General features: G+C 47.4%; 18 protein-coding genes. 1 reads left to right on the top strand and 17 read right to left on the bottom strand.

Annotated features, from left to right (window positions below):
- Positions 1-41: 41 nt before the first annotated feature.
- The 11 genes from ftsY to mgtE all read right to left on the bottom strand — a co-directional run bounded on the left by ftsY (position 42) and on the right by mgtE (position 12706).
- Positions 42-980, bottom strand: coding sequence for a signal recognition particle-docking protein FtsY (ftsY, locus tag HMPREF0240_RS20810; protein ID WP_009005374.1), 939 nt, complete (start codon positions 978-980; stop codon positions 42-44).
- Positions 981-998: 18 nt separating this feature from the next.
- The gene (gene smc, locus HMPREF0240_RS20805) at positions 999-4559 is read right to left on the bottom strand and encodes a chromosome segregation protein SMC (protein WP_009005373.1); all 3561 of its coding nucleotides are present in this window, start codon (positions 4557-4559) and stop codon (positions 999-1001) included.
- A gap of 12 nt (positions 4560-4571) precedes the next feature.
- Entirely contained in the window at positions 4572-5261 is a 690-nt protein-coding gene (gene rnc / locus HMPREF0240_RS20800) for a ribonuclease III (RefSeq protein WP_035314430.1), read from the bottom strand.
- Positions 5262-5359: 98 nt separating this feature from the next.
- The gene (gene acpP, locus HMPREF0240_RS20795) at positions 5360-5590 is read right to left on the bottom strand and encodes an acyl carrier protein (protein WP_035314469.1); all 231 of its coding nucleotides are present in this window, start codon (positions 5588-5590) and stop codon (positions 5360-5362) included.
- Positions 5591-5620: 30 nt separating this feature from the next.
- A complete protein-coding gene (gene plsX, locus HMPREF0240_RS20790) occupies positions 5621-6631 on the bottom strand; it encodes a phosphate acyltransferase PlsX (RefSeq protein ID WP_347462637.1) in 1011 nt (336 codons plus the stop codon).
- Positions 6632-7396: 765 nt separating this feature from the next.
- Complete coding sequence (locus HMPREF0240_RS20780; RefSeq protein WP_009005369.1) at positions 7397-7660, bottom strand: Mor transcription activator family protein; 264 nt, start codon at positions 7658-7660, stop codon at positions 7397-7399.
- A 368-nt stretch (positions 7661-8028) separates the two neighbouring features.
- On the bottom strand, positions 8029-8208 hold the full coding sequence (rpmF, locus tag HMPREF0240_RS20775; RefSeq protein ID WP_004068723.1) for a 50S ribosomal protein L32: 180 nt from the start codon (positions 8206-8208) through the stop codon (positions 8029-8031).
- A 3-nt stretch (positions 8209-8211) separates the two neighbouring features.
- Positions 8212-8739: a DUF177 domain-containing protein gene (locus HMPREF0240_RS20770; RefSeq protein ID WP_009005368.1), complete on the bottom strand. Its 528-nt coding sequence runs from the start codon at positions 8737-8739 to the stop codon at positions 8212-8214.
- A gap of 174 nt (positions 8740-8913) precedes the next feature.
- Complete coding sequence (locus tag HMPREF0240_RS20765) at positions 8914-10104, bottom strand: acetate kinase (RefSeq protein WP_009005367.1); 1191 nt, start codon at positions 10102-10104, stop codon at positions 8914-8916.
- A gap of 61 nt (positions 10105-10165) precedes the next feature.
- Positions 10166-11161 carry a phosphate acetyltransferase gene (gene pta / locus HMPREF0240_RS20760; protein WP_009005366.1) on the bottom strand — a complete coding sequence of 332 codons (996 nt, stop codon included), beginning with the start codon at positions 11159-11161 and terminating at the stop codon, positions 10166-10168.
- Positions 11162-11365: 204 nt separating this feature from the next.
- Positions 11366-12706, bottom strand: coding sequence for a magnesium transporter (gene mgtE / locus HMPREF0240_RS20755; protein ID WP_035314424.1), 1341 nt, complete (start codon positions 12704-12706; stop codon positions 11366-11368).
- Positions 12707-12858: 152 nt separating this feature from the next.
- On the opposite strand from mgtE, the gene HMPREF0240_RS20750 reads away from it, so the two are divergent.
- Positions 12859-14145 carry a nucleotidyltransferase gene (locus HMPREF0240_RS20750; protein ID WP_035314421.1) on the top strand — a complete coding sequence of 429 codons (1287 nt, stop codon included), beginning with the start codon at positions 12859-12861 and terminating at the stop codon, positions 14143-14145.
- Between the two features lie 793 nt (positions 14146-14938).
- On the opposite strand, the gene HMPREF0240_RS20740 is transcribed toward HMPREF0240_RS20750, so the two are convergent.
- Genes HMPREF0240_RS20740 through polA form a run of 6 tightly spaced genes read right to left on the bottom strand, consistent with a single transcriptional unit; the run spans position 14939 to position 21525 of the window.
- A complete protein-coding gene (locus tag HMPREF0240_RS20740; RefSeq protein ID WP_009005363.1) occupies positions 14939-15796 on the bottom strand; it encodes a DegV family protein in 858 nt (285 codons plus the stop codon).
- Between the two features lie 16 nt (positions 15797-15812).
- Positions 15813-17177 (bottom strand): PFL family protein, encoded by a 1365-nt coding sequence (locus tag HMPREF0240_RS20735; RefSeq protein ID WP_009005362.1) that lies wholly within the window; start codon positions 17175-17177, stop codon positions 15813-15815.
- Between the two features lie 37 nt (positions 17178-17214).
- On the bottom strand, positions 17215-17487 hold the full coding sequence (locus HMPREF0240_RS20730) for an ACT domain-containing protein (protein ID WP_009005361.1): 273 nt from the start codon (positions 17485-17487) through the stop codon (positions 17215-17217).
- A gap of 20 nt (positions 17488-17507) precedes the next feature.
- Complete coding sequence (locus HMPREF0240_RS20725; RefSeq protein ID WP_009005360.1) at positions 17508-18305, bottom strand: MBL fold metallo-hydrolase; 798 nt, start codon at positions 18303-18305, stop codon at positions 17508-17510.
- Entirely contained in the window at positions 18302-18883 is a 582-nt protein-coding gene (gene coaE, locus HMPREF0240_RS20720) for a dephospho-CoA kinase (RefSeq protein ID WP_009005359.1), read from the bottom strand. Before coaE ends, HMPREF0240_RS20725 begins: the two co-directional genes overlap by 4 nt.
- A gap of 26 nt (positions 18884-18909) precedes the next feature.
- Positions 18910-21525, bottom strand: coding sequence for a DNA polymerase I (polA, locus tag HMPREF0240_RS20715; protein ID WP_009005358.1), 2616 nt, complete (start codon positions 21523-21525; stop codon positions 18910-18912).
- Positions 21526-21670: the final 145 nt, after the last annotated feature.

Genomic DNA, 21670 nt, shown 5'->3' with positions numbered 1-21670 from the left:
TTTGGCTATTCGTATCTGTTTGGAACTACGGACAGTCCCGCCTATTCCTCCTTTGAATCACTGTAGAATAAAGCGTTTACGAATTCATCTGCATCAAATTTCTGTAAATCTTCTATCGTCTCGCCTACTCCGATATATTTTACCGGGATTCCCAGCTCTGCCTGGATTGCCACTGCAATTCCACCTTTTGCAGTTCCGTCCATCTTCGTCAGTATGACTCCGGTAATATCAGATACTTCGTTGAATTCTTTTGCCTGTGACAGTGCATTCTGCCCTGTTGTGGCATCCAGAACAACCAGCGTTTCTTTATGGGCCTCCGGGTATTCTCTGTCGATAACCCGGTTTATTTTTTTCAGTTCTTCCATCAGGTTTTTCTTATTGTGAAGGCGCCCTGCTGTATCGCACAGAAGAATATCGGCCTTTCTGGCTCTTGCCGCCGCCACTGCATCAAAGACCACGGATGCGGGGTCTGACCCCTCCTGACCTCCTATCATCTCTACCTCTGCACGGTTTGCCCACTCTTTGAGCTGTTCTCCTGCCGCCGCACGGAAGGTATCCGCTGCCGCCAGGATCACTTTTTTATGCTGCTCATGGAATTTTCCAGCCAGCTTTCCGATGGTGGTTGTCTTGCCGACTCCATTTACACCGATCACGAACACAACGGAGGTCCTGTCCTCGAATTCATAGGCGGTCTCCCCCACATTCATCTGCTCCTTGATACTTTCAATGAGAAGTTCCCTGCATTCTATCGGTTCCTTGATATGCTGCGCCTTCACCTTTGCTTTCAGATCCTCAATAATCTCCATGGTCGTGTGAACGCCCAGATCTCCCATGATCAGCGTTTCTTCCAGCTCTTCATAAAAATCATCGTCTATTTTCGAAAAGCCATGGAAAATGCTGTCCATACCGGAAACGATATTATCTCTTGTTTTTGTCAGGCCGGATACCAGCCGTTTAAAAAAGCCCTGCTTTTCCTCCATCTTTTTCTCCCTTGCTATCTATTTGTCCAGTTCATCTTCCAGAAGATCCACAGATACCAGTGTGGACACTCCCTTTTCCTGCATTGTAATCCCATACAGCCTGTCCGCCGAAGTCATGGTTCCTCTTCTGTGGGTAATCACGATGAACTGTGTGTTCTTTGTCAGCTTATGCAGATACTGCGCAAAACGCACTACATTGTTGTCATCCAGCGCCGCCTCAATCTCATCCAGCAGACAGAATGGGGAAGGCTTCAGGTTTTGAATCGCAAACAGCAGTGAAATCGCTGTCAGCGCCTTCTCTCCTCCGGACAGCTGCATCATATTCTGAAGTTTTTTACCCGGCGGCTGTGCGATGATCCGGATTCCCGCTTCCAGGATATCCTCGTCCTCCATCAGCTCCAGTGTTCCCTTGCCGCCTCCGAAAAGCTGTTTGAATACAATGTCAAACTCCTTTGAAATCAGTGCAAACTGCTCTTCAAACTGTTTTCTCATGGCCGCATCCAGTTCATCGATGATCTTCATCAGTGTGGCCTCGGCCTCGACCAGGTCATCGTGCTGGCCTTTGAGAAATTCATAGCGCTCTGATACGCTTTTATAGTCATCAATCGCATTGACATTCACAGAGCCCAGTTTCTTAATTTCGCCTTTCAAAGCCTGGATCTGGCGCTTCATATAGGACAGATCTGTCAGATTTTCATTGCGCAGCTCCATGGCGTGATTGTAGGTCAGTTCATACTCGTCCCACATATAATTGATCTGTTTTTCAGAAGCCTCCTCATAAGACTCCCTGCGGCTGCTCAGACGGAAACACTCCTTGTCCAGCTCCGACATATGTTTGGAGAGTTCTTCCCGCTTTCCAAGGAATTCTTTGTGCTTCTGATTTAGTTCCTCCCGCTTTGCAACCTGACTCTTAATCTCGGCATCTATTTCCGCAAAAAGCTCTTTGGAATTTTCAATGGTTTCTCTGAGGTCTCTGATTTTTTCCTCTTTCTCCTGAATCTCTTCAGAAGCATTGCCCTTATTGATATCCAGTTCTTTTAACTCTATTTCGAACTTCTCTGTCTCCTCCTGGATACGGGTGATATTTTCCAGGATAAATGCATTCTGCTGTTCCAGGCTTGCATATGACAGATGCACCTCCTCCGAATGTCTCAGCTGGATGGTTTCCTTTTCCCGGTCGGACTCCAGGCTCTTCTGCAGTTCTTCTATCCGGGCATTCAGCTCCTTCTCCAGAGCCTCGGAGGTCTCCAGTTCCATCTGTATGGAGTCTTCATTGTCCAGAATCTCCTGCAGCCTCAGTTCCAGCCCCTCCTGCTCTTTGAGATAACCTTCACAGCGCAGCTTTGCTTCCCGCTGCCTGTTCTGGACCTGCTCTACATTCATCTTTGCAGTATTCTCAATGACGGATGCCTTTCTCAGCTTCTGCTGGATCTCATCAATGGTGCTGTAGCATGCGGCACGTTTTGCCTTGATCTCGTTCACCGACTGCTCGCAGTCATCCATCTCCTTCTTCAGCATCCCGACCGTTTTCTCAAATTCTTCTATCTCACGGCGTCTGCTCAGAAGGTTGCTAGAATTCTTGAATGCACCTCCGGTCATGGAACCTCCCGGATTCATCAGTTCGCCTTCCAGAGTGACAAGACGCAGCGACTGTTTGTATTTTCTGGCCAGACGGATACCGTTGTCAATGTTGTCTACTACAATGGTCCTGCCAAGCAGCTGCTCGGCCAGTCCCTGAAATCTGTCCTCCACCTGCACCAGTGTACTGGCAAGCCCAATCACGCCAGGCTCTTTCAACGCCTCCTGCTGACGGATACCACCGCCTCCGTGCATGCTTGTAAGCGGCAGAAATGTGGCGCGGCCGAATTTATTCTGCTTGAGGTATGCGATCATCCTCTTGGCTGTCTCTTCATTATCGGTAACAATATTCTGGATATTACCACCCAGAGCCGTCTCCACGGCAATCTCATATTCTTTTTCTACTTTTATAATATCCGCTACAACGCCGATCAGGCCCTTTTCTCTGTCCTTATTGCTCATGACCCTGCGGATACTGTTGCCGTATCCGTCGTATCGCTCGGTAATATTCTTCAGGGATTCCAGTCTGGAAGACTCCCTGTGATAGGCCGTCTGTCCGATGCGCAGCTGTTCCTGCTTCCCGGACAGTTCCTGCTGCAGCTTTTCAATCTCCTGCTCATTGCTGCTGATCTGCTCTGTATATGCTGCAATTTTCCCGGAAATCTGCTGCAGTTCATTTTCATAGGAAGAGAGGATATCATTCTGCTTCTCCGCCTCCGATGACACCTCCAGGATCATTCTGCCCAACTCAGACTTTCTTGTTGTGATCTGCTCCTGCGTCGTTGCATAATGCTGGATCTTCGCCTTCGTGGAAGCTCTGTTATTCAGAAGCTCCATGATCTCCGCCTTGCTCTGCTCGATCTGCGCGGTGCCTGATGCAATCCTGCTCTGCACGTCAATCAGCTCTTCCTTGGCCCCTGCATCGCTTTTGGCCACTTCCTGGAGCCTGGCTCTCACAGAGGTCTGTTCCTTAGCCAGTTCTGCCCTCTGGGCCTGTCTCGTCTCTATCTCCACCCGGATCGTGCCAAGACGATTGTCATAGTGCTCGTCATTCATCCGAACCGTGTTGATCTGTTCTTTCAGGACATTGATCTGCCCTTCCAGCTGCTGTTTGAGCAGGGTGGTCTCATTGAGCTGGCTTTTTGCCTTCTCAATGGAAAAATCAATGCTGTCCACTTCCTCCTCTATGGCCTCATACTCCGTCTTCATGTCCTCATAACGGACGCTTGCCTCTTCCAGTTCGTCCGAAGCGATCTGATACTTGCTGTCCAGTTCCCGTATCTGTTCTTTGATCCGCTCCGTCTCCAGCAGAAACATATTAATATCGTAGGTCTTGAGTTCTTCCTTTTTCTTCAGGTATTCTCTCGCCACCTCTGACTGTCGTTTTAACGGACCGATCTGCTTTTCCAGCTCTGAGAGAATATCATTGACACGGGTCAGGTTCTGTCTTTCCTCATCCAGCTTTCTGACGGACAGGTTCTTGCGCCTCTTGAACTTCACAATACCCGCCGCCTCGTCAAACAGCTCTCTTCTCTCCTCCGGTTTTCCGCTCAGAATCTTATCAATCTGTCCCTGTCCAATGATCGAGTATCCCTCTTTACCGATTCCGGTGTCATAGAACATCTCATTGATGTCCTTCAGACGGCATCCTGCACCGTTAATCAGATATTCACTTTCACCGGAACGGTACAGCTTTCTCGTAACTGTAACCTCCTCGTACTCAACAGGAAGCTGATGGTCCGAATTGTCCAGCGTAATTGCAACCGATGCATAGCTCAGAGGCTTCCGGTTCTCTGTACCGGAAAAAATGACATCCTGCATGGTTCCGCCTCTGAGCTGCTTAACCCGCTGCTCACCGAGAACCCAGCGGACCGCATCTGCCACGTTACTCTTCCCGCTGCCGTTAGGGCCTACGATACCGGTAATTCCGTTGTGGAATTCGAATTTGATTTTGTTGGCAAAAGACTTAAAGCCCTGTACCTCAATGCTCTTTAAATACATATAACACCTGCTCTATTTTTCTTTTCTCAATTCTAGTATCGCTTTATACGCGGCTTCCTGCTCCGCGGCCTTTTTGGTTCTTCCTTTTCCTATGCCATAACCATTTTCTTCGATCATGACCTCCACAAAGAAAGCCTTGTTGTGGTCAGGACCTTCCTCCTTGATCAAACGGTAGGAAATGCTTCCCGCCATTCTTGCCTGTACAATCTCCTGCAAAATAGTCTTGCTATCGAAAAAGAGCTTTTTGTCTTCTAAATCCGTCAGTATAAACCGATGAATAAACTCTTTTGCATTAGTAAAACCACCGTCCAGGTAAATCGCTCCGATCAGAGCTTCCAGAGCGTCTGATGTTATGGAATCCCGTGCTCTTCCTCCGGTTGCCTCTTCGCCCCTGCCCAGCAGCAGATAGGATCCAAGATCTATATCCCTTGCACAGAAGGCAAGCGAAGGTTCGCATACCATGCTGGCCCTTGTCTTCGTCAGCTCCCCTTCCGACACTTTCGGAGATTCCAGGAACAGATATTCACTGGAAACCAGCTCCAGCACCGCATCGCCGAGGAACTCCAGCCGCTCATTGCAATGGTACTTTTCCAGATGCTTCTCATTCGTAAAGGAACTGTGCATCATGGCCCGGCGCAGAAGCGAAAAATCCCGGAACTTGTACCCAATCTTCTTCTCCAGTTCTTTTAAGTTGTCACTCATATATTTCACCTTTCAAAAAAGGGCCGTGCTTTTATATTGAAAACTGCCCTTCTATTAAAATGAAAAAGCCCATAGGGGGCTTTTTCATCTGTTACCTGTTATTCTATAGCCGCTTTAATCTGCTCGATTGCATCTCCAACTGTTACAATTTTCTCTGCATCGTCGTTGTCAATCTCAATGTCGAATTCTTCTTCAATTCCCATGATTATTTGGAAAATGTCCAATGAATCAGCTCCTAAATCATCTACAAATGTTGTATCCATGCGGATATCCTCTGTAGAAATATTTAATACGTCTGCAATAATTTCCTGTAATTTTTCAAATTCCATAGTCCTCTTCCCTTTCTTCGTTACATTCATTTACTTTTTTTCTTCCTGCGCCTGGATAGCATATCTGATCTTTTCATTAATCTGCTGTTCCTTAAATGTGACGCATTGAATAATTGAATTACATACTTCTTTTGAAGTAGAGCTTCCATGTGTCTTGACAACCAGTCCATTCAATCCCAACAGCGGTGCTCCGCCGTATTCGCTGGCATCAAAGTCTTTCAGTGTTGCTTTCAGCGCCGGTTTGACCAGAAGCGCGCCTATCTTTGTCCGCAGAGAGGTCATCATGCTTCCCTTAATCTTACTGATCAGAGTGCCGCCTACCCCTTCGTAGAGCTTCAGGATTACGTTGCCCACAAAAGCTTCGCATACTACCACATCCACAGCCCCTGACGGGATATCTCTTGCTTCCACACTCCCCACAAAATTAATATCTCTGCATTCCTTGAGCAGCGGAAAAGTCTCTTTCACAAGGGCATTCCCCTTCTCTTCCTCCGCCCCGATATTCACAATGCCGACAGTGGGGTTCTTCTTTCCTATAATATTCTCCATATAAATGGATCCCATCTTTGCAAACTGGACAAGATGCGACGGCCTTGCGTCTACATTGGCCCCGCAGTCTATCAGAAGTGATACACCTTTTGCAGTTGGAATCAATGGAGCGAGCGGGGGTCTTTCCACGCCCTTAATGCGCCCTACCAGCACCTGGCCTCCAACCAGTACCGCACCAGAACTTCCCGCAGATACGAAGGCATCTGCCTCGCCTTTCTTCACCAGATTCATGGCTACTACAATGGAAGAGTCTTTCTTCCTGCGAATCGCCATTACCGGTGGTTCTGCAGTCTCAATGACTTCTGTTGCATTCACTATCTCAATCTGGTCTTTCGGGTAAGTATATTCTGATAACGTCTTCTTAAGCAGTTCCTCCTGTCCTGTGAGCAGAACTTTGATATCTTTTCTCTGCCGGACAGCCTCTACCGCGCCCTTAACCATCTCACCAGGGGCATTGTCACCGCCCATGGCATCTAACGCGATTCTTGTAATATCAGACATTTTTTTTCCTCCTAACGCTACTGCATTAATTCTACTAGACATCATTATAAAAATCAATAAGAAAATGGGAAATAGTTGAAGGAGCCACTACAGTTTATGGACAAAGATGAGACGCTCCATGAAGGGATCGGCGCAGGCCGTCTTACGGGCATACCTGTCCTTTCAGAGTGCGGACACGGAACTAAGAAATTCTAGGCGGGAAGCAGCCGTGAAAATGGAGCACATCTGACACCTCACGAGAAATCTGATGATTTCTCGCTCTGGGTCAGATGAATCTTTGATTCGGAATCAAAGATTCTCTCCATTTTCACGGCTGCTTCCCGCCAAGAATTTCTAAGCTCCGCTTTAGCACTCTGAAAGGACAGGTATGCCCGTAAGACGGCCTGCGCCGATCCCTTCATGGAGCTGGTTCATCCAGCCGGTAGTGGGGGCGCCTCCAACGGGGGAATCCAAGGGGGGGGGGCAGCGGATGGAAACTGGCTATGCGGAGCTGTGTTTTATATATTTTCAAAAATTAATATAATCCATACCAGAATGCTGCCAATTCCCGGCTGCCAGAAAAATATTCCAGGTATTAGTATTGTTGATAAACACATCGAACAAATTTCTGCTCTGCCAAACAAGTGGAACAAAATAATGAATAAAACGATTCCCATCGGGACTCCCTGCCTCCTTTATCTTTTGTACTAAGCTCTGCTTGCTGCCGTTTTTGTATGTTCTTATTTCTTAGGTGAGCTGTCTTTCATGAATAACTGTTTAATTCTGTCTTTTATTCAAAAGATTTCTCAAGTGTCTTTCCGTATATCCGTACTCTCTGGCAAGAGCCTTTAGATTTTTACCGTCATATTGCTCATTTACTTTTTTAGATATGTAATCAGTTCTGTAAAGCCGCATGGGGAAGGTTATTTGCTGTCCCTTCAAGTTTTTATAGATTTCTTCCGTATTCTCTATACCCACAAGATCAACCAGCTGATTATATATCTCTGCCAGGCCCTCTCGTTTCTCTGCTGTGATTAGCAAGCCAATCCCTCCTTCCTGCGGTAACTATACAGAAATTTCAATATTTTATCATCTGCTTATTACATTGAATTATCCCTTGTGTATTTCCAAATATTTACATATTCCTGCCTCTTGCATCAATTTTTTCTCCTGTATCACAAAAAAGCCGGGAACAATCTTGTGCTCCCGGCCATTTTCTATCATTTTATGATCCTATCTTATAAATTAATGTTCGCTTGCAAGACCTGCTCCTGCGGCGGCCGCATCTCGACGTCTGCTGTTTACGCCGCAGTGTGCATCCCGCCGGAAGGGCTTTTTATTTCACAGGGTAATTCCTGTGAAATGAAAAAAGGCTTCCCGGTTTCCCGGAAAGCCTTGTCCTGTCTTCATTAGTCAACAGAAATGATTTCTTTTTTGTTGTAAGAGCCGCAAGCCTTACATACTCTGTGAGGCATCATAAGTTCTCCGCACTTGCTGCATTTCACAAGGTTTGGAGCACTCATCTTCCAGTTAGCTCTTCTCTTATCTCTTCTAGCTTTTGAAGATTTATTCTTTGGACAGATAGACATAGGTTACACCTCCTTAAAATTCTTAAATAAATCACGGACAACTGACATTCTTGGGTCAAGCCCAGTATCTTCACAGTTACAGGTACCCACATTTAGGTTCTGACCACAAACGTTACAAATGCCTTTACAGTCATCGCTGCATAGAACTTTCGTCGGCCATCCTATCAATATCTCATTAAAGAGCATTTTGTCCACGTCAAGATGATATCCGTCAATGAAATTTGATTCATCTAATCCTTCCGGCAAATCAGCATCTGCTACATTCAAATCCACGCGCTTGATGAAATCCAGTATAAACTCCTGCTTTACATCTTCCAGGCAGCGGTCACATGGTACCATAACCGAGACTTTTGTCTCCGCCTTAATCTGTAATTCCTTGTCCTTTACATGCGTAACGACAACGTGCACGGGGTCTTTACTGACAATTGGAAAAGAACCAGTCTTCAACTGCAGCTCTTCCAATTCAACAGGCACTGTTTCTTCAACTGTCTTATGCTGGTCTGACAGAACGTCTGATAGGTTAATTAACATCTTCATTACTCCTATTCATACCTAAATTATTATATCATGTAAAATAAGTTTGTCAACTAAAAAATACAGATTTTTAGGGGTCAGACCCCTTTGCGCTCCGTTTTCAGAATATTCTGACAAAATATATAAGCGGACAGACATCATATCCATCCGCTCATCCTTTGGCCTTTTGTCTTATTTTACAAGTGCAACTGTTTCTCTCGCGATTGCCAGTTCTTCATTTGTAGGGATTACAAGGACTTTTACTTTTGAGTCGGGGGTGGAGATCATCACTTCCTCGCCTCTCTTAGTGTTGGCTTCTTTATCAAGCTCTATGCCAAGGAACTGCAGGTAGCTGCATACTTCCTCACGGATCTCTCCGTCGTTCTCGCCGATTCCGGCTGTAAATACAATATTGTCAACGCCGTTCATGGCTGCTGCGTAGCTTCCTACGTATTTTGCCACTCTGTAGGCGAATACTTCCAGGGCAATCTGTGCCTGTTTATTGCCTTCTGCTGCTGCGGATGAGAGATCTCGGAAATCACTGGACAGGCCTGACAGACCGAATACTCCTGAATCCTTGTTCAGAACCTTCATCAGTCCTTCGATATCCAGATTCTCTTTCTTTGCAATAAATTCAAGGATAGCCGGATCAATATCTCCGGAACGTGTTCCCATTACCAGACCTTCCAGCGGAGTCAGACCCATGGAAGTGTCTACCGACTTGCCGTTTAATACAGCACATACGCTTGCACCGTTGCCAAGGTGGCAGACAATCGTCTTTGTAGCATCATAAGGTTTGCCCACGATCTCAGCAGCTCTCTTGGATACGAAGCTGTGGCTTGTCCCGTGAAAGCCGTAACGTCTTACTTTGTATTTGTCATAGTAAGCATATGGAAGTCCGTACATATATGCTTTTTCAGGCATTGTCTGATGGAATGCAGTGTCAAATACCCCTACCATAGGAGTGTTCGGCATCAGCTTCTCACATGCATTCACACCGATCAGGTTGGCCGGGTTATGTAACGGCGCAAGGTCGTTACACTCTTCTACTGCGTTCTTTACTTCATCTGTGATCACTACGGAAGACGCGAACTTCTCTCCTCCGTGAACCATACGGTGTCCAACGGCCCCGATCTCATCCAGGCTCTTAACAACACCTGTCTTTGCGTCTGTCAAAGCATCAATGACAAACTGGATTGCCTCTGTGTGGGTAGGCATGTCCTTTGCGGTCTTAACCTTCTCTCCACCCGCCGGCTGATAGGTGAGGCTGCCATCGATTCCGATTCTCTCGCAGAGACCTTTCGCAAGCACCTTCTCTGAGTCAGAGTCGATTAACTGGAACTTCAGAGAAGAGCTTCCGCAGTTGATTACTAATACATTCATTTTATTATCCTCCTGAATTTATATATAAGGGGCATCATTGCCTCTCTTATCCATCACTGATTTACTGCGCCTGTGCCTGCACTGCTGTGATTGCTACAACGCCTTCGATGTCCTCTGCGCTGCATCCACGTGATAAATCATTGACAGGAGCAGCAATTCCCTGTGTAAGAGGTCCGTAAGCTTCTGCTTTTGCCAGTCTCTGCACCAGCTTGTATCCGATATTTCCTGCATCCAGATCCGGGAAGATCAATACGTTGGCATGTCCTGCAACCGGGCTGCCCGGAGCCTTTGACTCTCCGACTGACGGTACGATCGCTGCATCCAGCTGTAATTCTCCGTCCAGCTTTAATTCCGGTGCCAGTTCTTTTGCAATTGCCGTTGCTTCCACTACTTTATCTACATCCGCATGCTTGGCACTTCCCTTTGTGGAGTGTGACAGCATGGCTACGATTGGTTCTTTTCCAGTCAGTGTACGGAAAGACTCTGCGGAAGAAACTGCGATGTTGGCAAGCTTCTCCGGATCCGGATTCTGCTCCAGACCTGAATCTCCAAAAATAAATGTTCCGTCTGCGCCCATATCACAGTCCGGGACTACCATTACGAAAAATGCGGAAACCAGCTTTGTTCCCGGTTTTGTCTTGAGAATCTGCAGACATGGACGAAGTGTGTCTGCCGTAGAGTGGCATGCACCGGATACCATTCCGTCTGCATCCCCCATCTTCACCATCATAACTCCGTAATACAGATAATTGCCAAGGAGAAGTTCTTTGGCCTGCTCTTCTGTCATTCCCTTTTTCTGTCTGAGTTCTACTAATTTAGCAATATAAGCCGCTGTCTTTTCATTCGTTGCAGGGTCTACAACTACAGCGCCGGAGAGATCATATCCCGCCCCGTTCTTCTCAATTTCTTCTTTGCTGCCTACGAGGATCAAATTTGCCGTACCATCTTTCAGGACTGCTTCTGCAGCCTGGTAAGTCCTTACATCTTCTGTCTCAGGAAGTACGATTGTTTTCTTATTAGATTTTGCTCTCGCCTTAATTTCGTCAATAAATCCCATGATTTAAAGCCACCTTTCATTTTTTCTCACTCTTTCCATTATACCCCAAAGGATTTTTGTATACAAGTAGATACCATGTGCATTTTTAAATACAATCTCCTTTTTGGTCAAATATGATCAATATATCATGAATCAAAGATTCATGATCGCCATTCGCCGTTCGGAAAATGTGCAAGCACGCTTTCCTCTCTAACGCTCATTATATCACGCATTCAGATGAAAAATGGCCGTTACAATATTAAAATAGACCAGAATTGTACATGTATCCAGAATGGTCGTAATCAGCGGGGCCGCCATGATGGCCGGATCCAGCCCCAGTTTTTTTGCCAGCAGAGGCAGGGTGCACCCAATACACTTTGCCATGACAACCACCGCCATCATCGTGATGCCCAGGGCAATTGACAGCGTAATATTCTGCCCGTACATGATATAAATACGGATACCGTTCACCACAGCCAGCAGGACGCTGACCACAAGCGCAACACGGACTTCCTTAAAAATAACCCGGAAAATGTCTTTGAACTGGATCTCTCCCACGGCCAGCCCCCGGATCACCAGCGTAGAACTCTGAGATCCGCAGTTACCGCCCGTCCCCATGAGCATGGGGATAAATGTAATCAGAACAGGCATTACCGCCATCGCTTCCTCATAATAACCCAGAATCTCCCCTGTCACAGTGGCAGAAAGCATCAGCAGCATCAGCCAGAGGCTTCTGTTCTTTGCATGCCGAAATACCGATGTTCCGAAATAGGAATCCTCATTGGGGCTTACACCGGCCATGATACTGATATCCTCTGTTGTCTCATCCTGCAGTACAAGCATAGCATCATCAACCGTAACAATCCCTACCAGACAGTTTTCGTGATCTATAATCGGAATCGCTATCAGTCCGTACTTTTTAATCGTCACGGCTACGTCTTCCTGGTCATCCAGCGTCTTGGCACAGAGCACATTCTCGTCCATGATCTCCTCGATCAGCCAGGTATCGCCGGCAGTCAGCAGATCTTTTACATCCACCGCACCGATCAGCCGCTTCTTCTCCGTCACATAGCAGGTATAAATCGTTTCCTTATTAATACCTACCTGACGTATTTTCAGGATCGCATCGGCCACCGTCATCTCTTTGCGCAGGCTGATGTAATCCACATTCATAATGCTTCCTGCACTGTCCTCGGGATACTGCAGCAGCACGTTAATCTTCTTCCTTGTCTCCTCATCCGTGGCCAGAAGCAGACGGTCCACCACATTGGCAGGCATCTCTTCCAGGACATCCACTGTATCATCCACATACATCTCATCCATGACTTCTTCCAGCTCGGAATCCGTCAGGGCATTGATCAGGTCTTCACGCATATCGCTGTTCATATCCGTAAAAACCTCTGCAGCCTCCTCTTTCGCCAGAAGGCGGAAGATCAGGAGTGCCTGTTTTCTGTCAAAATCCTCCAGCATCTCCACAATATCGACTGGATGTATGGTTTCTAACTCTTCTTTCAATTCCTTAAATCTGCGCTGTCCCAGAAGTTTTTCAATTTTTTCTCTCTCCATGCCATACACCCTCTTTTGTTCTGATTTATTCTAAAAATATCTATACTTACTTATATTTAACAGAAATCATCCGTAATAAACACATTTTCGCCTATAACATCCTGTCATTTTATAGTATAATGGTTAATAAATTGATATACAAGGAGAATCTTATGAAAATCGTCGGTTTAATTACAGAATACAATCCGTTTCATAACGGACATCAGTACCATATTGAAAAAGCCAAGGAAGTCACCGGTGCTGACACCGCCATCGTTATCATGACCGGGGATTATGTCCAGAGAGGCACGCCTGCCATCATGCCCAAATACATACGGGCTGAGATGGCTTTAAAATGCGGCGCCGGAGCAGTCTTCGAACTGCCGGTCTGCTATTCTACCGGAAGTGCCGAGCTTTTCGCGATAGGTGCTGTCTCTTTTCTGGACAGCCTGGGCATCGTAGACTCTATCTGTTTTGGAAGCGAATGCAATGACCTGCACGGCCTTCAGAAAATCGCGGATATTTTGTATGATGAACCAATAGAATATAAGAATTTTCTGCAGAACGGACTAAGAGACGGTCTTTCCTTCCCCGCGGCCAGGCAGGAGGCCCTGTCCGCCTATATGAGGAATACAGACTACACCTTCCTGCTGAGCGATCCGAACAATATTCTCGGAATTGAATACCTGAAGGCATTAAAAAAGTTAAACAGCCCGATCCTGCCATATACAATCAAACGTCAGGAATCCAATTACCATGACAAAGACCTGCAGTCAAACTACAGTTCCGCATCCGCCATCCGCTCGCTGCTGGCTTATTCCGGCTCAGCGATCAGCACCCACACTGTGGGAAGTACCTTTGAAAACACCCCGTTTTCCAACATCTTAAGCGAGCTCGAAGATCAGGTCCCTTCCTGCTGTCTGGAACTGCTGAAGGACTATCATCGTGTAAAGTATCCTGTCTATCAGAACGACTTTTCACTCATCATGAAGTACAAACTGCTGAATAAATCTCCCGGTGACCTGAGCCGTTACATGGACGTCTCCACGGAGCTGGCCAACCGTATAATCAATCAGCTGAACAACTTTTTTAACTACAAGCAGTTCTGTGAGCTGCTCAAAACAAAAGAGATCACCCAGACCCGCATCAACCGCGCTCTCCTCCACATCATGCTGGGTATCAAAAAAAACAGTGTGGAAGAATACATCGAGGGAGGGTACCACTACTATGCCCGCCTGCTCGGCTACCGCAAAGACCGCGAAAAAATCCTGGGCAGCGTAGTCAGAAAAGGCACACTGCCATTACTCACCAGCCTGTACGAGACAGACGAAATCCCCGAGGTGGGGCAGAAAATGCTGTATCACGACATCCTCGCTTCCAATCTCTATACATCAGTCATCACAGACAAATACAAAACCGCTTTCGAGAATGAGTATAAGCAGGGGATTATTAAGGTTTAGGAGGGGCGCGGCGTTGAGGGACAGGCGGGGAGGTGTGTATATGCTGTTTGAAAATGCACCCGTTTATCAACGAATTCTAGGAAGGAACCAGGCCGGTAACAGGGGCACGGGACGACACATCACGAAAAATTTGATAATTTTTCGCGCTGGGTCGCCCGAATCCGTGATTCGGAATCACGGATTCTCCCCTGTTACCGGCCTGGTTCCTTCCAAGAATTCGTAAGATGCACTCTAGCATTTTTCAAACAGCATATACACGCCTCCCCGCCTGTCCCTCAACACCGCTGGGCGCATCCTGTCGGTAGGACGGATCCCTTGGCCAGCGCTGGCAGCTGGACGGGAGCAGCGTATTTATATGAGCTACGCACAGGTTTTACGCCTCGGAAGTATTACAAATAGTTAGTGCTATGTCCTCTTCTCCCATCCCCGTCCCCTCTCATCCTCCCCATTTACCTTCGTATAAAGTCCGCCGGTCTCCCGCCTGGATGCGCCCAGCTCCGGGGAATGCGTGCCGGGAGGTTCCGGGGGATGCACATGCCGGTTGGGGATGCGTAAGAGCGCATTTAGGGATTCTTAAAGGAAAAAGGCAGAAAATACGGACAAAAACATGATTCCGAATCATGTTTTTGGCTGACCCAGCGCGGGAAATTATCAAATTTCCCGTGCTGTGTCAGCCGTGTCCGTATTTTCTGCCTTTTTCCTTTTAGAATCCCTTAATAAGCGGGTCCGCATCCCAACCGGCATGTGCATCCCCCGGAACCTCCCGGCACGCATTCCCCGGAGCGACCTCCCCCTAAACTCTCTTCATACAGGTAACAGCCATCGCACCCGGTCCAATATGACAGGCAACGCTGAGTGACAGCGGTCCCTCCACGATCTGATATCCCGGAAATCTTTCCTGGATTTCTTTTTTCCATTCCTCTGCCTCTTCAGGGCCGCATGTATATGCCATTCCAAGGACCATCTGGTCTTCCCGGCCGGCAAATCTTTCTTTCAGGTCTTTTTCGATGGCTCCAAGCATCGTGCGCTTTGCGGCTTTCCATCCACGCACTTTTGCGAAGGCGTCCAGTTTTTCTCCCTGAATCTGCAAAACGGGCTTCAGATTCAGCACGGTACCGAGGGCGGCTGCTGCCGGAGTGATTCTGCCACCCTTTTTCAGGTATTTCAGCGTATCTACTGTGATGTAGATGCTGGCCTCCATCTTTTCGTTTTCCAGAATTTCTTTGATCTCAGCAGCCGATTTGCCGGCGTTTCTCAGCTCTATTGCATCCAGAACAGACTGCACCTGAGTGACAGATATCCTCTGGTTGTCCACAACCTGCACTCTGCCGTCATAGTCCGCTGAAAGTGTCACAGCAGTTTCGCAGCTGCTGCTCAGCCCGCTGGACATCGGAATATGCACGACCTCGTCATACTCCTCAAGCAGTTTGTCCCAAAGTTCCAGAACCTCTCCGGGCGACGGCTGGGAAGTAGAAATATCGGAGTCCTCTCCCAATTTTCTGTAGAATTCCTCCTGTGACAGTGTTATATCTTCCAGGAAAAGCTTTTCATCTATAAAAAACGGCATAGGCACCACTGAGATCCCCATCTCTTTCCCCTGTTTCTGCGTAATTCCGCTGTTACTGTCCGTTACAATTGCAATTTTCTTCATAAACATTTCCCCTGTTTTAGTTTTTGAAACTGTGGATTGGAGCCGGGATTCTTCCTTTACGCCCAACGAATGCCTCGCATCCAAACTCGTTGACCGGCATAATCGGTGCATAACCGAGCAGGCCGCCGAATTCCGCTGTTTCTCCCACGTCTTTGCCGATAACCGGAATTAGACGCACTGCTGTTGTCTTCTGATTTACCATACCGATTGCCATCTCGTCGGCGATAATTCCGGAAATGGTGCTGGCGCTGGTCTTCCCTGGAATTGCGATCATATCCAGGCCTACGGAACATACACAGGTCATTGCCTCCAGTTTTTCAAGTGTCAGGGATCCTGCGATTACAGCATCTATCATTCCCTGGTCTTCGCTGACCGGAATAAATGCGCCGCTCAAGCCGCCCACATAAGAGGAGGCCATGACACCGCCCTTTTTCACCTGGTCATTGAGCAATGCCAGAGCTGCCGTTGTCCCCGGGGCTCCTACACGCTCCAGACCGATTTCTTCCAGAATCTCTGCCACGCTGTCTCCCACGGCCGGTGTCGGCGCCAGTGACAGATCCACGATACCGAACGGAACACCCAGCCTTTTAGAAGCCTCTCCGGCAACAAGCTGTCCCACACGGGTAACCTTAAATGCCGTCTTCTTGATGGTCTCACAAAGTTCCTCAAACCCCTTACCGCGCACTTTTTCCAGGGCCTTTTTTACCACTCCGGGTCCACTGACTCCTACATTGATCACTGCATCCGCTTCAGTCACTCCCAGGAATGCGCCCGCCATAAACGGGTTATCATCCGGTGCATTGCAGAAGATAACAAGCTTTGCACAGCCCAGGGAATCATTGTCTTTTGTTGCCTCGGCAGTTGCCTTGACAATCTCACCGCAAAGACGCACGGCATCCATGTTGATTCCAGTCTTTGTAGAGCCCACATTGACAGAACTGCAGATTCTCTCTGTCTCTGCCAGAGCCTGTGGAATCGAACGGATCAGATTCTCATCACTCTTAGTCATTGCTTTTGATACAAGGGCTGAATATCCGCCGATAAAATTCACGCCAACCTCTTTTGCCGCTCTGTCCAGAGTCCTGGCAATCGTCACGAAATCCTCCGGGGATTTGCATGCGGCCCCTCCTACCAGGGCAATCGGCGTAATCGAAATCCGTTTATTTACAATCGGTATCCCGAATTCTTTTTCAATATCACTTCCTGTAGAAACCAGCCTGGCCGCGACTGTTGTAATCTTGTCGTAAATCTTGCGGTTCAGCTCCTCCAGATTTGAATCAATACAGTCCAGCAGGCTGATTCCCAGCGTGATTGTACGGACATCCAGATTCTCATGCTCAATCATTTTATTGGTTTCTGATACTTCATACATATTAATCATAGTACTTATCCTCGCCTTCTATCCTCACGCTTCTCTCTTACAGCCTGTGCATTTTCTCAAAAATCTCTTCTCTCTGGCAGCGGATATTCACTCCGATCTCTTCTCCCAGTTTATCCAGTTCATCGCAGACCAGCTTAAAGTCTTTTTCCAGACTGCTCACATCCACGATCATCATCATATTAAAATATCCCTGGATAATTGTCTGTGAAATATCCAGGATATTAATCTTATTCTCCGCCAGATATGTACAAACCTTTGCAATAATTCCTACAGTGTCCTGTCCCAGCACTGTTACGATACATTTTTTCATCTTCTCATCCTCCTGATTGTCTAAACTGTAATGATCTCTGATATCATATCTCTTCTTGCAACAGCCATATTGAGTTCCTCACCCTTATAAGCACAGTCGCTTAAGGTAACCTCCAGCTTCACCGTCTCATATGCCAGCTTTGCATAGTTGTTTTCCTTGCTGAGATGTCCCAGCAGAATGTGTTTCAAATTATCATGTAGTATATCACATAGAAGCCGTCCTGACAATTCGTTGGATAAATGTCCCTTATCTCCCATTACCCTCCGTTTCAGATAATAAGGATAGGAACCTACTTCCAGCATATGTATGTCGTGATTCGCCTCCAGAAGCACCGCATCCAGATCTTTCAGTTTCTCTACCGTGTAATCATCATAGATTCCCAGATCCGTAGCCACTGCCACCGCTTTGCCGCCGCAATTCATCCGGTATCCTGACGGCTCCCTGGCATCGTGTGAGATCCGGAACGGATCAATCATAATGTCCCCCAGCATAAAGCTTTCGTCTGTATGTATCGGATGCAGAAGTCCTTCCGGCATCTTTCCCAGCGGGGCATAATTTTCTATTCCCTCTATCGTGCCCGGTGTTGCATAAATGGGCACCTCATATTTCCGGCTGAAAACTCCCAGCCCCTGGATGTGGTCTGAATGCTCATGGGTGATCAGAATCCCGTCCAGTTCCTCTCCTTTGATTTCCAGCTCCTTAAGCCCTGCATCAATCTTTTTCTTGCTGATTCCTGTATCTACAAGCAGGTGCGTATGATCGCTTCCCACATAGATACAGTTGCCGCTGCTGCCGCTGGCAATGCTGCATAACCTCATAATCGTTCTCCTATTTGCTTCTTTGTATTGTCAAATGTCCCGCTGTTGTCTATCACAGCCTGGCATGCGCTTCGAAATACCCGTTCCGGGGACTGGGCTTCCATCATCCGGGTAATCTTCTCATCGGAGTACCCTCTGGAACGCTTCAGACGTTCTCTTCTAACGCTTGCTGCGGCATAAATATACCACATTTCCCCGCATATATCCTCATATCCCGCCTCCGGCAGAAGTGCCGCTTCTATTACATACAGCGGCACTTTCCGGCTTTTCATCTCTTCTATATCTTGTTTCACCCATTTTTTCACTTCCGGGTGGACGATCTCATTGATCTGCTTCCGCTTTTTTTCGTCCTGAAAAATCAGGGCAGCCAGATGGCCACGGTCCAGCTCACCATCCGGCCCCACAACATCTGTACCGAACAGTTCTACAATCTTCTTATAGCAGCTTCCGCCATTTTTCTGAAGCTCTTTTGCCACCTCATCCAGCTGGCAGACTACCGCACCATACTCTTCCTCAAGGAAACGCAGGACCTTACTTTTTCCAGAACCTACACCGCCTGTAATTCCCAGTACTTTCATGATTCGTTCCTCTTCTTGTGCGGGCCCTATTTAGCCTCGTACCAGTTTTCGCCTGTATGCATGTCTACAATCAAAGGAACATCCAGATCCGCTGCCTGCTCCATCTGCCGCTTCAGTATCTCCTGCACTTCCCCGATTTCCTCCCGATGTGCCTCTATCAGCAGCTCATCGTGCACCTGCAGGATCATCCTGGACCGGAGTCCTTTTTCCTTCAGCTCCCGGTTTACACCGATCATTGCAATCTTCATGATATCTGCGGCAGATCCCTGGATCGGAGCATTCATTGCCACCCTCTCCCCAAAGTTCCGCTGCATAAAGTTACTGGATTTCAGTTCGGGCACCGGTCTTCTTCGTCCGAAAAGCGTCACTACATATCCTTCTTCCTTTGCATGAGCCACCGTATCATCCAGAAAACGCTTGATTCCCGGATAAGTCTCGAAATAATTTTCAATATACTGTGCCGCTTCCTTCCTTGTGATGCTCAAATCCTGGCTTAGCCCGAAAGAGCTGATCCCGTATACGATCCCAAAGTTGACTGCTTTTGCATTGCGCCGCTGCAGTTCCGTTACTTCCTCGAACGGGGTGTGGAATACCTGTGATGCCGTCATCCGGTGGATATCCCTCGCATCTTTATATGCCTGAATGAGCTGTTCATCCCCGGAGCAGTGCGCCAGTATCCTCAGCTCAATCTGTGAGTAATCCGCATCAATAAAGACATAGCCTTCTTTTGGCACAAATACTTTTCTAATCAGCCGTCCCAGTTCCATCCTCACAGGTATGTTCTGAAGGTTCGGCTCCGTGCTGCTGATCCGGCCGGTCGCCGTGATCGTCTGATTGAACTTTCCGTGGATCCTTCCGTCTGCCCCAATGTAGACGGCAAGCCCGTCCGCATAGGTAGACTTCAGCTTGGTCAGCTGTCTGTACTCCAGAATCTTCTCCACTACCGGATAATCCGGTGCCAGCTTGTCCAGCACATCGGCGGCCGTTGAATATCCAGTCTTCGTCTTTTTGCCATTTGGAAGCTGCATATGGTCAAACAGGACAACTCCCAGCTGTTTCGGAGAGTTGATGTTGAAGGTCTCCCCTGCCATCTCATAGATTTCCTTCTCCAGTTCTACGATCCTTCCGCCCAGCTGTTCTCCATAAAACTTTAATGCTTCCGCCTCCACCTGAATTCCTGCCTGCTCCATATCGAACAGGGTAAAAACAAGCGGCATCTCTATATCTGTAAACAGATGGTACATTCCTTCTGCCTGCATCTTATCTCTCAGAGGTTTTACTGCTGCGAATGCAGTGTATGCTTCATAACAGGCTTTGGTCATGACATCTGCTTTTTCATCAATCATCAGCCCCAGCTGTTCCCTGGCCACGTCCTCATAGTCATAATTATTTTTCAGAGGGTTCAGGAGATAGGCGGCTACTGTCACGTCAAAGCACTTCTCCTGATCCGGTGCCTTCACATGGGGCAGGTATTTTTTCAGGTCGAACATGGCAAATGTCTTTACGCTTCCTGCTATTTCCGTTAATTTTCCAAAGAGATATTCTATATCCATATTGGTATCGCAGAGAATGGAATAGATCTGCTCCGGTCCATATGCAATGCTCACTCTTCCGTATCCTGACGGATGCGCAAACAGAGGCAGCACATTTCCTGCATCTTCTGTGATAACGGCTCCTACACATTCTGCCTGGGATGCCTCTTTTAATATTTTTTCTGCTTCCTTTTTATCTGTAATTTCCTTAAAATGGGATTCCACTTTATTGGCAGAGGTCTCTACATCAAACCGGCTCAGCAGGTTTTTAAACTGCAGCCTCTGGAAGTAATCATGTGCTTCCTTTGTATAAGGATTCCCATGTTCCGCCGCTTCCAGATTAAATGCAATATCCGCATGGGTATTGATGGTGGCAAGCGTCTTACTCATACACGCCTGATCCCAGTACTCCTGCAGGTTCTTGCTGGCCCGCGGGGGCTTGATCTCCTCTGCATGGGCATAGGCATTCTCTATGGTCCCATACTCTACGATAATCTTGGTGGCGGTTTTCTCTCCCACCCCCGGAACTCCCGGGATGTTATCCGAAGCATCACCCATCAGCGCTTTGACGTCAATAAATTCCGTGGGGGTAACTCCGTACTTTTCTTTTACGTCTGCTGCGTAATAATCCTCTACTTCCGTCCGGCCCTGTTTTGTCTTGGGAATGCGTATTTTAACGTGTTCCGTAGCGAGCTGCAGTGTATCCCTATCTCCGGATATGATGGCAACATCCATCCCTTTTTCTTCACAGATATGTGAAATTGTTCCCAGCAGGTCATCCGCCTCCAGGCCTGCCTGCTCAATAATCTCGATGTTCATGGCCTGCAGAACTTCCTTAATCACCGGTACCTGCTGCCTCAGTTCTTCTGCCATCGGCTTTCTGGTTCCCTTATAATCCGCATACATCTCATGCCGGAACGTTGGTGCATGCACATCAAATGTTACGGTCAGATATTCTGGCTTTTCTTCATCCAGAATTTTAAACATAATGTTTAAAAACCCATAAATAGCGTTCGTATGAAGCCCCTCTGAATTCGTCAGATCCGGTACTCCATAGAACGCCCTGTTTAAAATACTGTGGCCATCTATTAATACGATTTTTTTATTCATGATTTATTCTCCACATCCTGGTTGATATTGCATAGACTCTTAAACCGCAGAAATCAGGCCGTATTTTGCATCAAACGGCGCCATCCCTACAGGTATAGGTTTTGCCATAATTTATATCATATTAGAGTATACACTAAAATCTTTC

It is taken from the genome of Clostridium sp. D5 (genome assembly GCF_000190355.1).
Classification (GTDB): domain Bacteria; phylum Bacillota; class Clostridia; order Lachnospirales; family Lachnospiraceae; genus Faecalicatena; species Faecalicatena fissicatena_A.
This window is presented reverse-complemented; position numbering and strand designations above follow the sequence as displayed.

Bases quoted from the DNA above. Each gene is read 5' to 3' on its own strand.
- ftsY (WP_009005374.1), bottom strand. From the start codon at position 980: ATGGAGGAAAAGCAGGGCTTTTTTAAACGGCTGGTATCCGGCCTGACA.
- smc (WP_009005373.1), bottom strand. From the start codon at position 4,559: ATGTATTTAAAGAGCATTGAGGTACAGGGCTTTAAGTCTTTTGCCAAC.
- rnc (WP_035314430.1), bottom strand. From the start codon at position 5,261: ATGAGTGACAACTTAAAAGAACTGGAGAAGAAGATTGGGTACAAGTTC.
- acpP (WP_035314469.1), bottom strand. From the start codon at position 5,590: ATGGAATTTGAAAAATTACAGGAAATTATTGCAGACGTATTAAATATT.
- rpmF (WP_004068723.1), bottom strand. From the start codon at position 8,208: ATGTCTATCTGTCCAAAGAATAAATCTTCAAAAGCTAGAAGAGATAAG.
- HMPREF0240_RS20770 (WP_009005368.1), bottom strand. From the start codon at position 8,739: ATGTTAATTAACCTATCAGACGTTCTGTCAGACCAGCATAAGACAGTT.
- HMPREF0240_RS20765 (WP_009005367.1), bottom strand. From the start codon at position 10,104: ATGAATGTATTAGTAATCAACTGCGGAAGCTCTTCTCTGAAGTTCCAG.
- pta (WP_009005366.1), bottom strand. From the start codon at position 11,161: ATGGGATTTATTGACGAAATTAAGGCGAGAGCAAAATCTAATAAGAAA.
- mgtE (WP_035314424.1), bottom strand. From the start codon at position 12,706: ATGGAGAGAGAAAAAATTGAAAAACTTCTGGGACAGCGCAGATTTAAG.
- HMPREF0240_RS20750 (WP_035314421.1), top strand. From the start codon at position 12,859: ATGAAAATCGTCGGTTTAATTACAGAATACAATCCGTTTCATAACGGA.
- HMPREF0240_RS20740 (WP_009005363.1), bottom strand. From the start codon at position 15,796: ATGAAGAAAATTGCAATTGTAACGGACAGTAACAGCGGAATTACGCAG.
- HMPREF0240_RS20735 (WP_009005362.1), bottom strand. From the start codon at position 17,177: ATGATTAATATGTATGAAGTATCAGAAACCAATAAAATGATTGAGCAT.
- HMPREF0240_RS20730 (WP_009005361.1), bottom strand. From the start codon at position 17,487: ATGAAAAAATGTATCGTAACAGTGCTGGGACAGGACACTGTAGGAATT.
- HMPREF0240_RS20725 (WP_009005360.1), bottom strand. From the start codon at position 18,305: ATGAGGTTATGCAGCATTGCCAGCGGCAGCAGCGGCAACTGTATCTAT.
- coaE (WP_009005359.1), bottom strand. From the start codon at position 18,883: ATGAAAGTACTGGGAATTACAGGCGGTGTAGGTTCTGGAAAAAGTAAG.
- polA (WP_009005358.1), bottom strand. From the start codon at position 21,525: ATGAATAAAAAAATCGTATTAATAGATGGCCACAGTATTTTAAACAGG.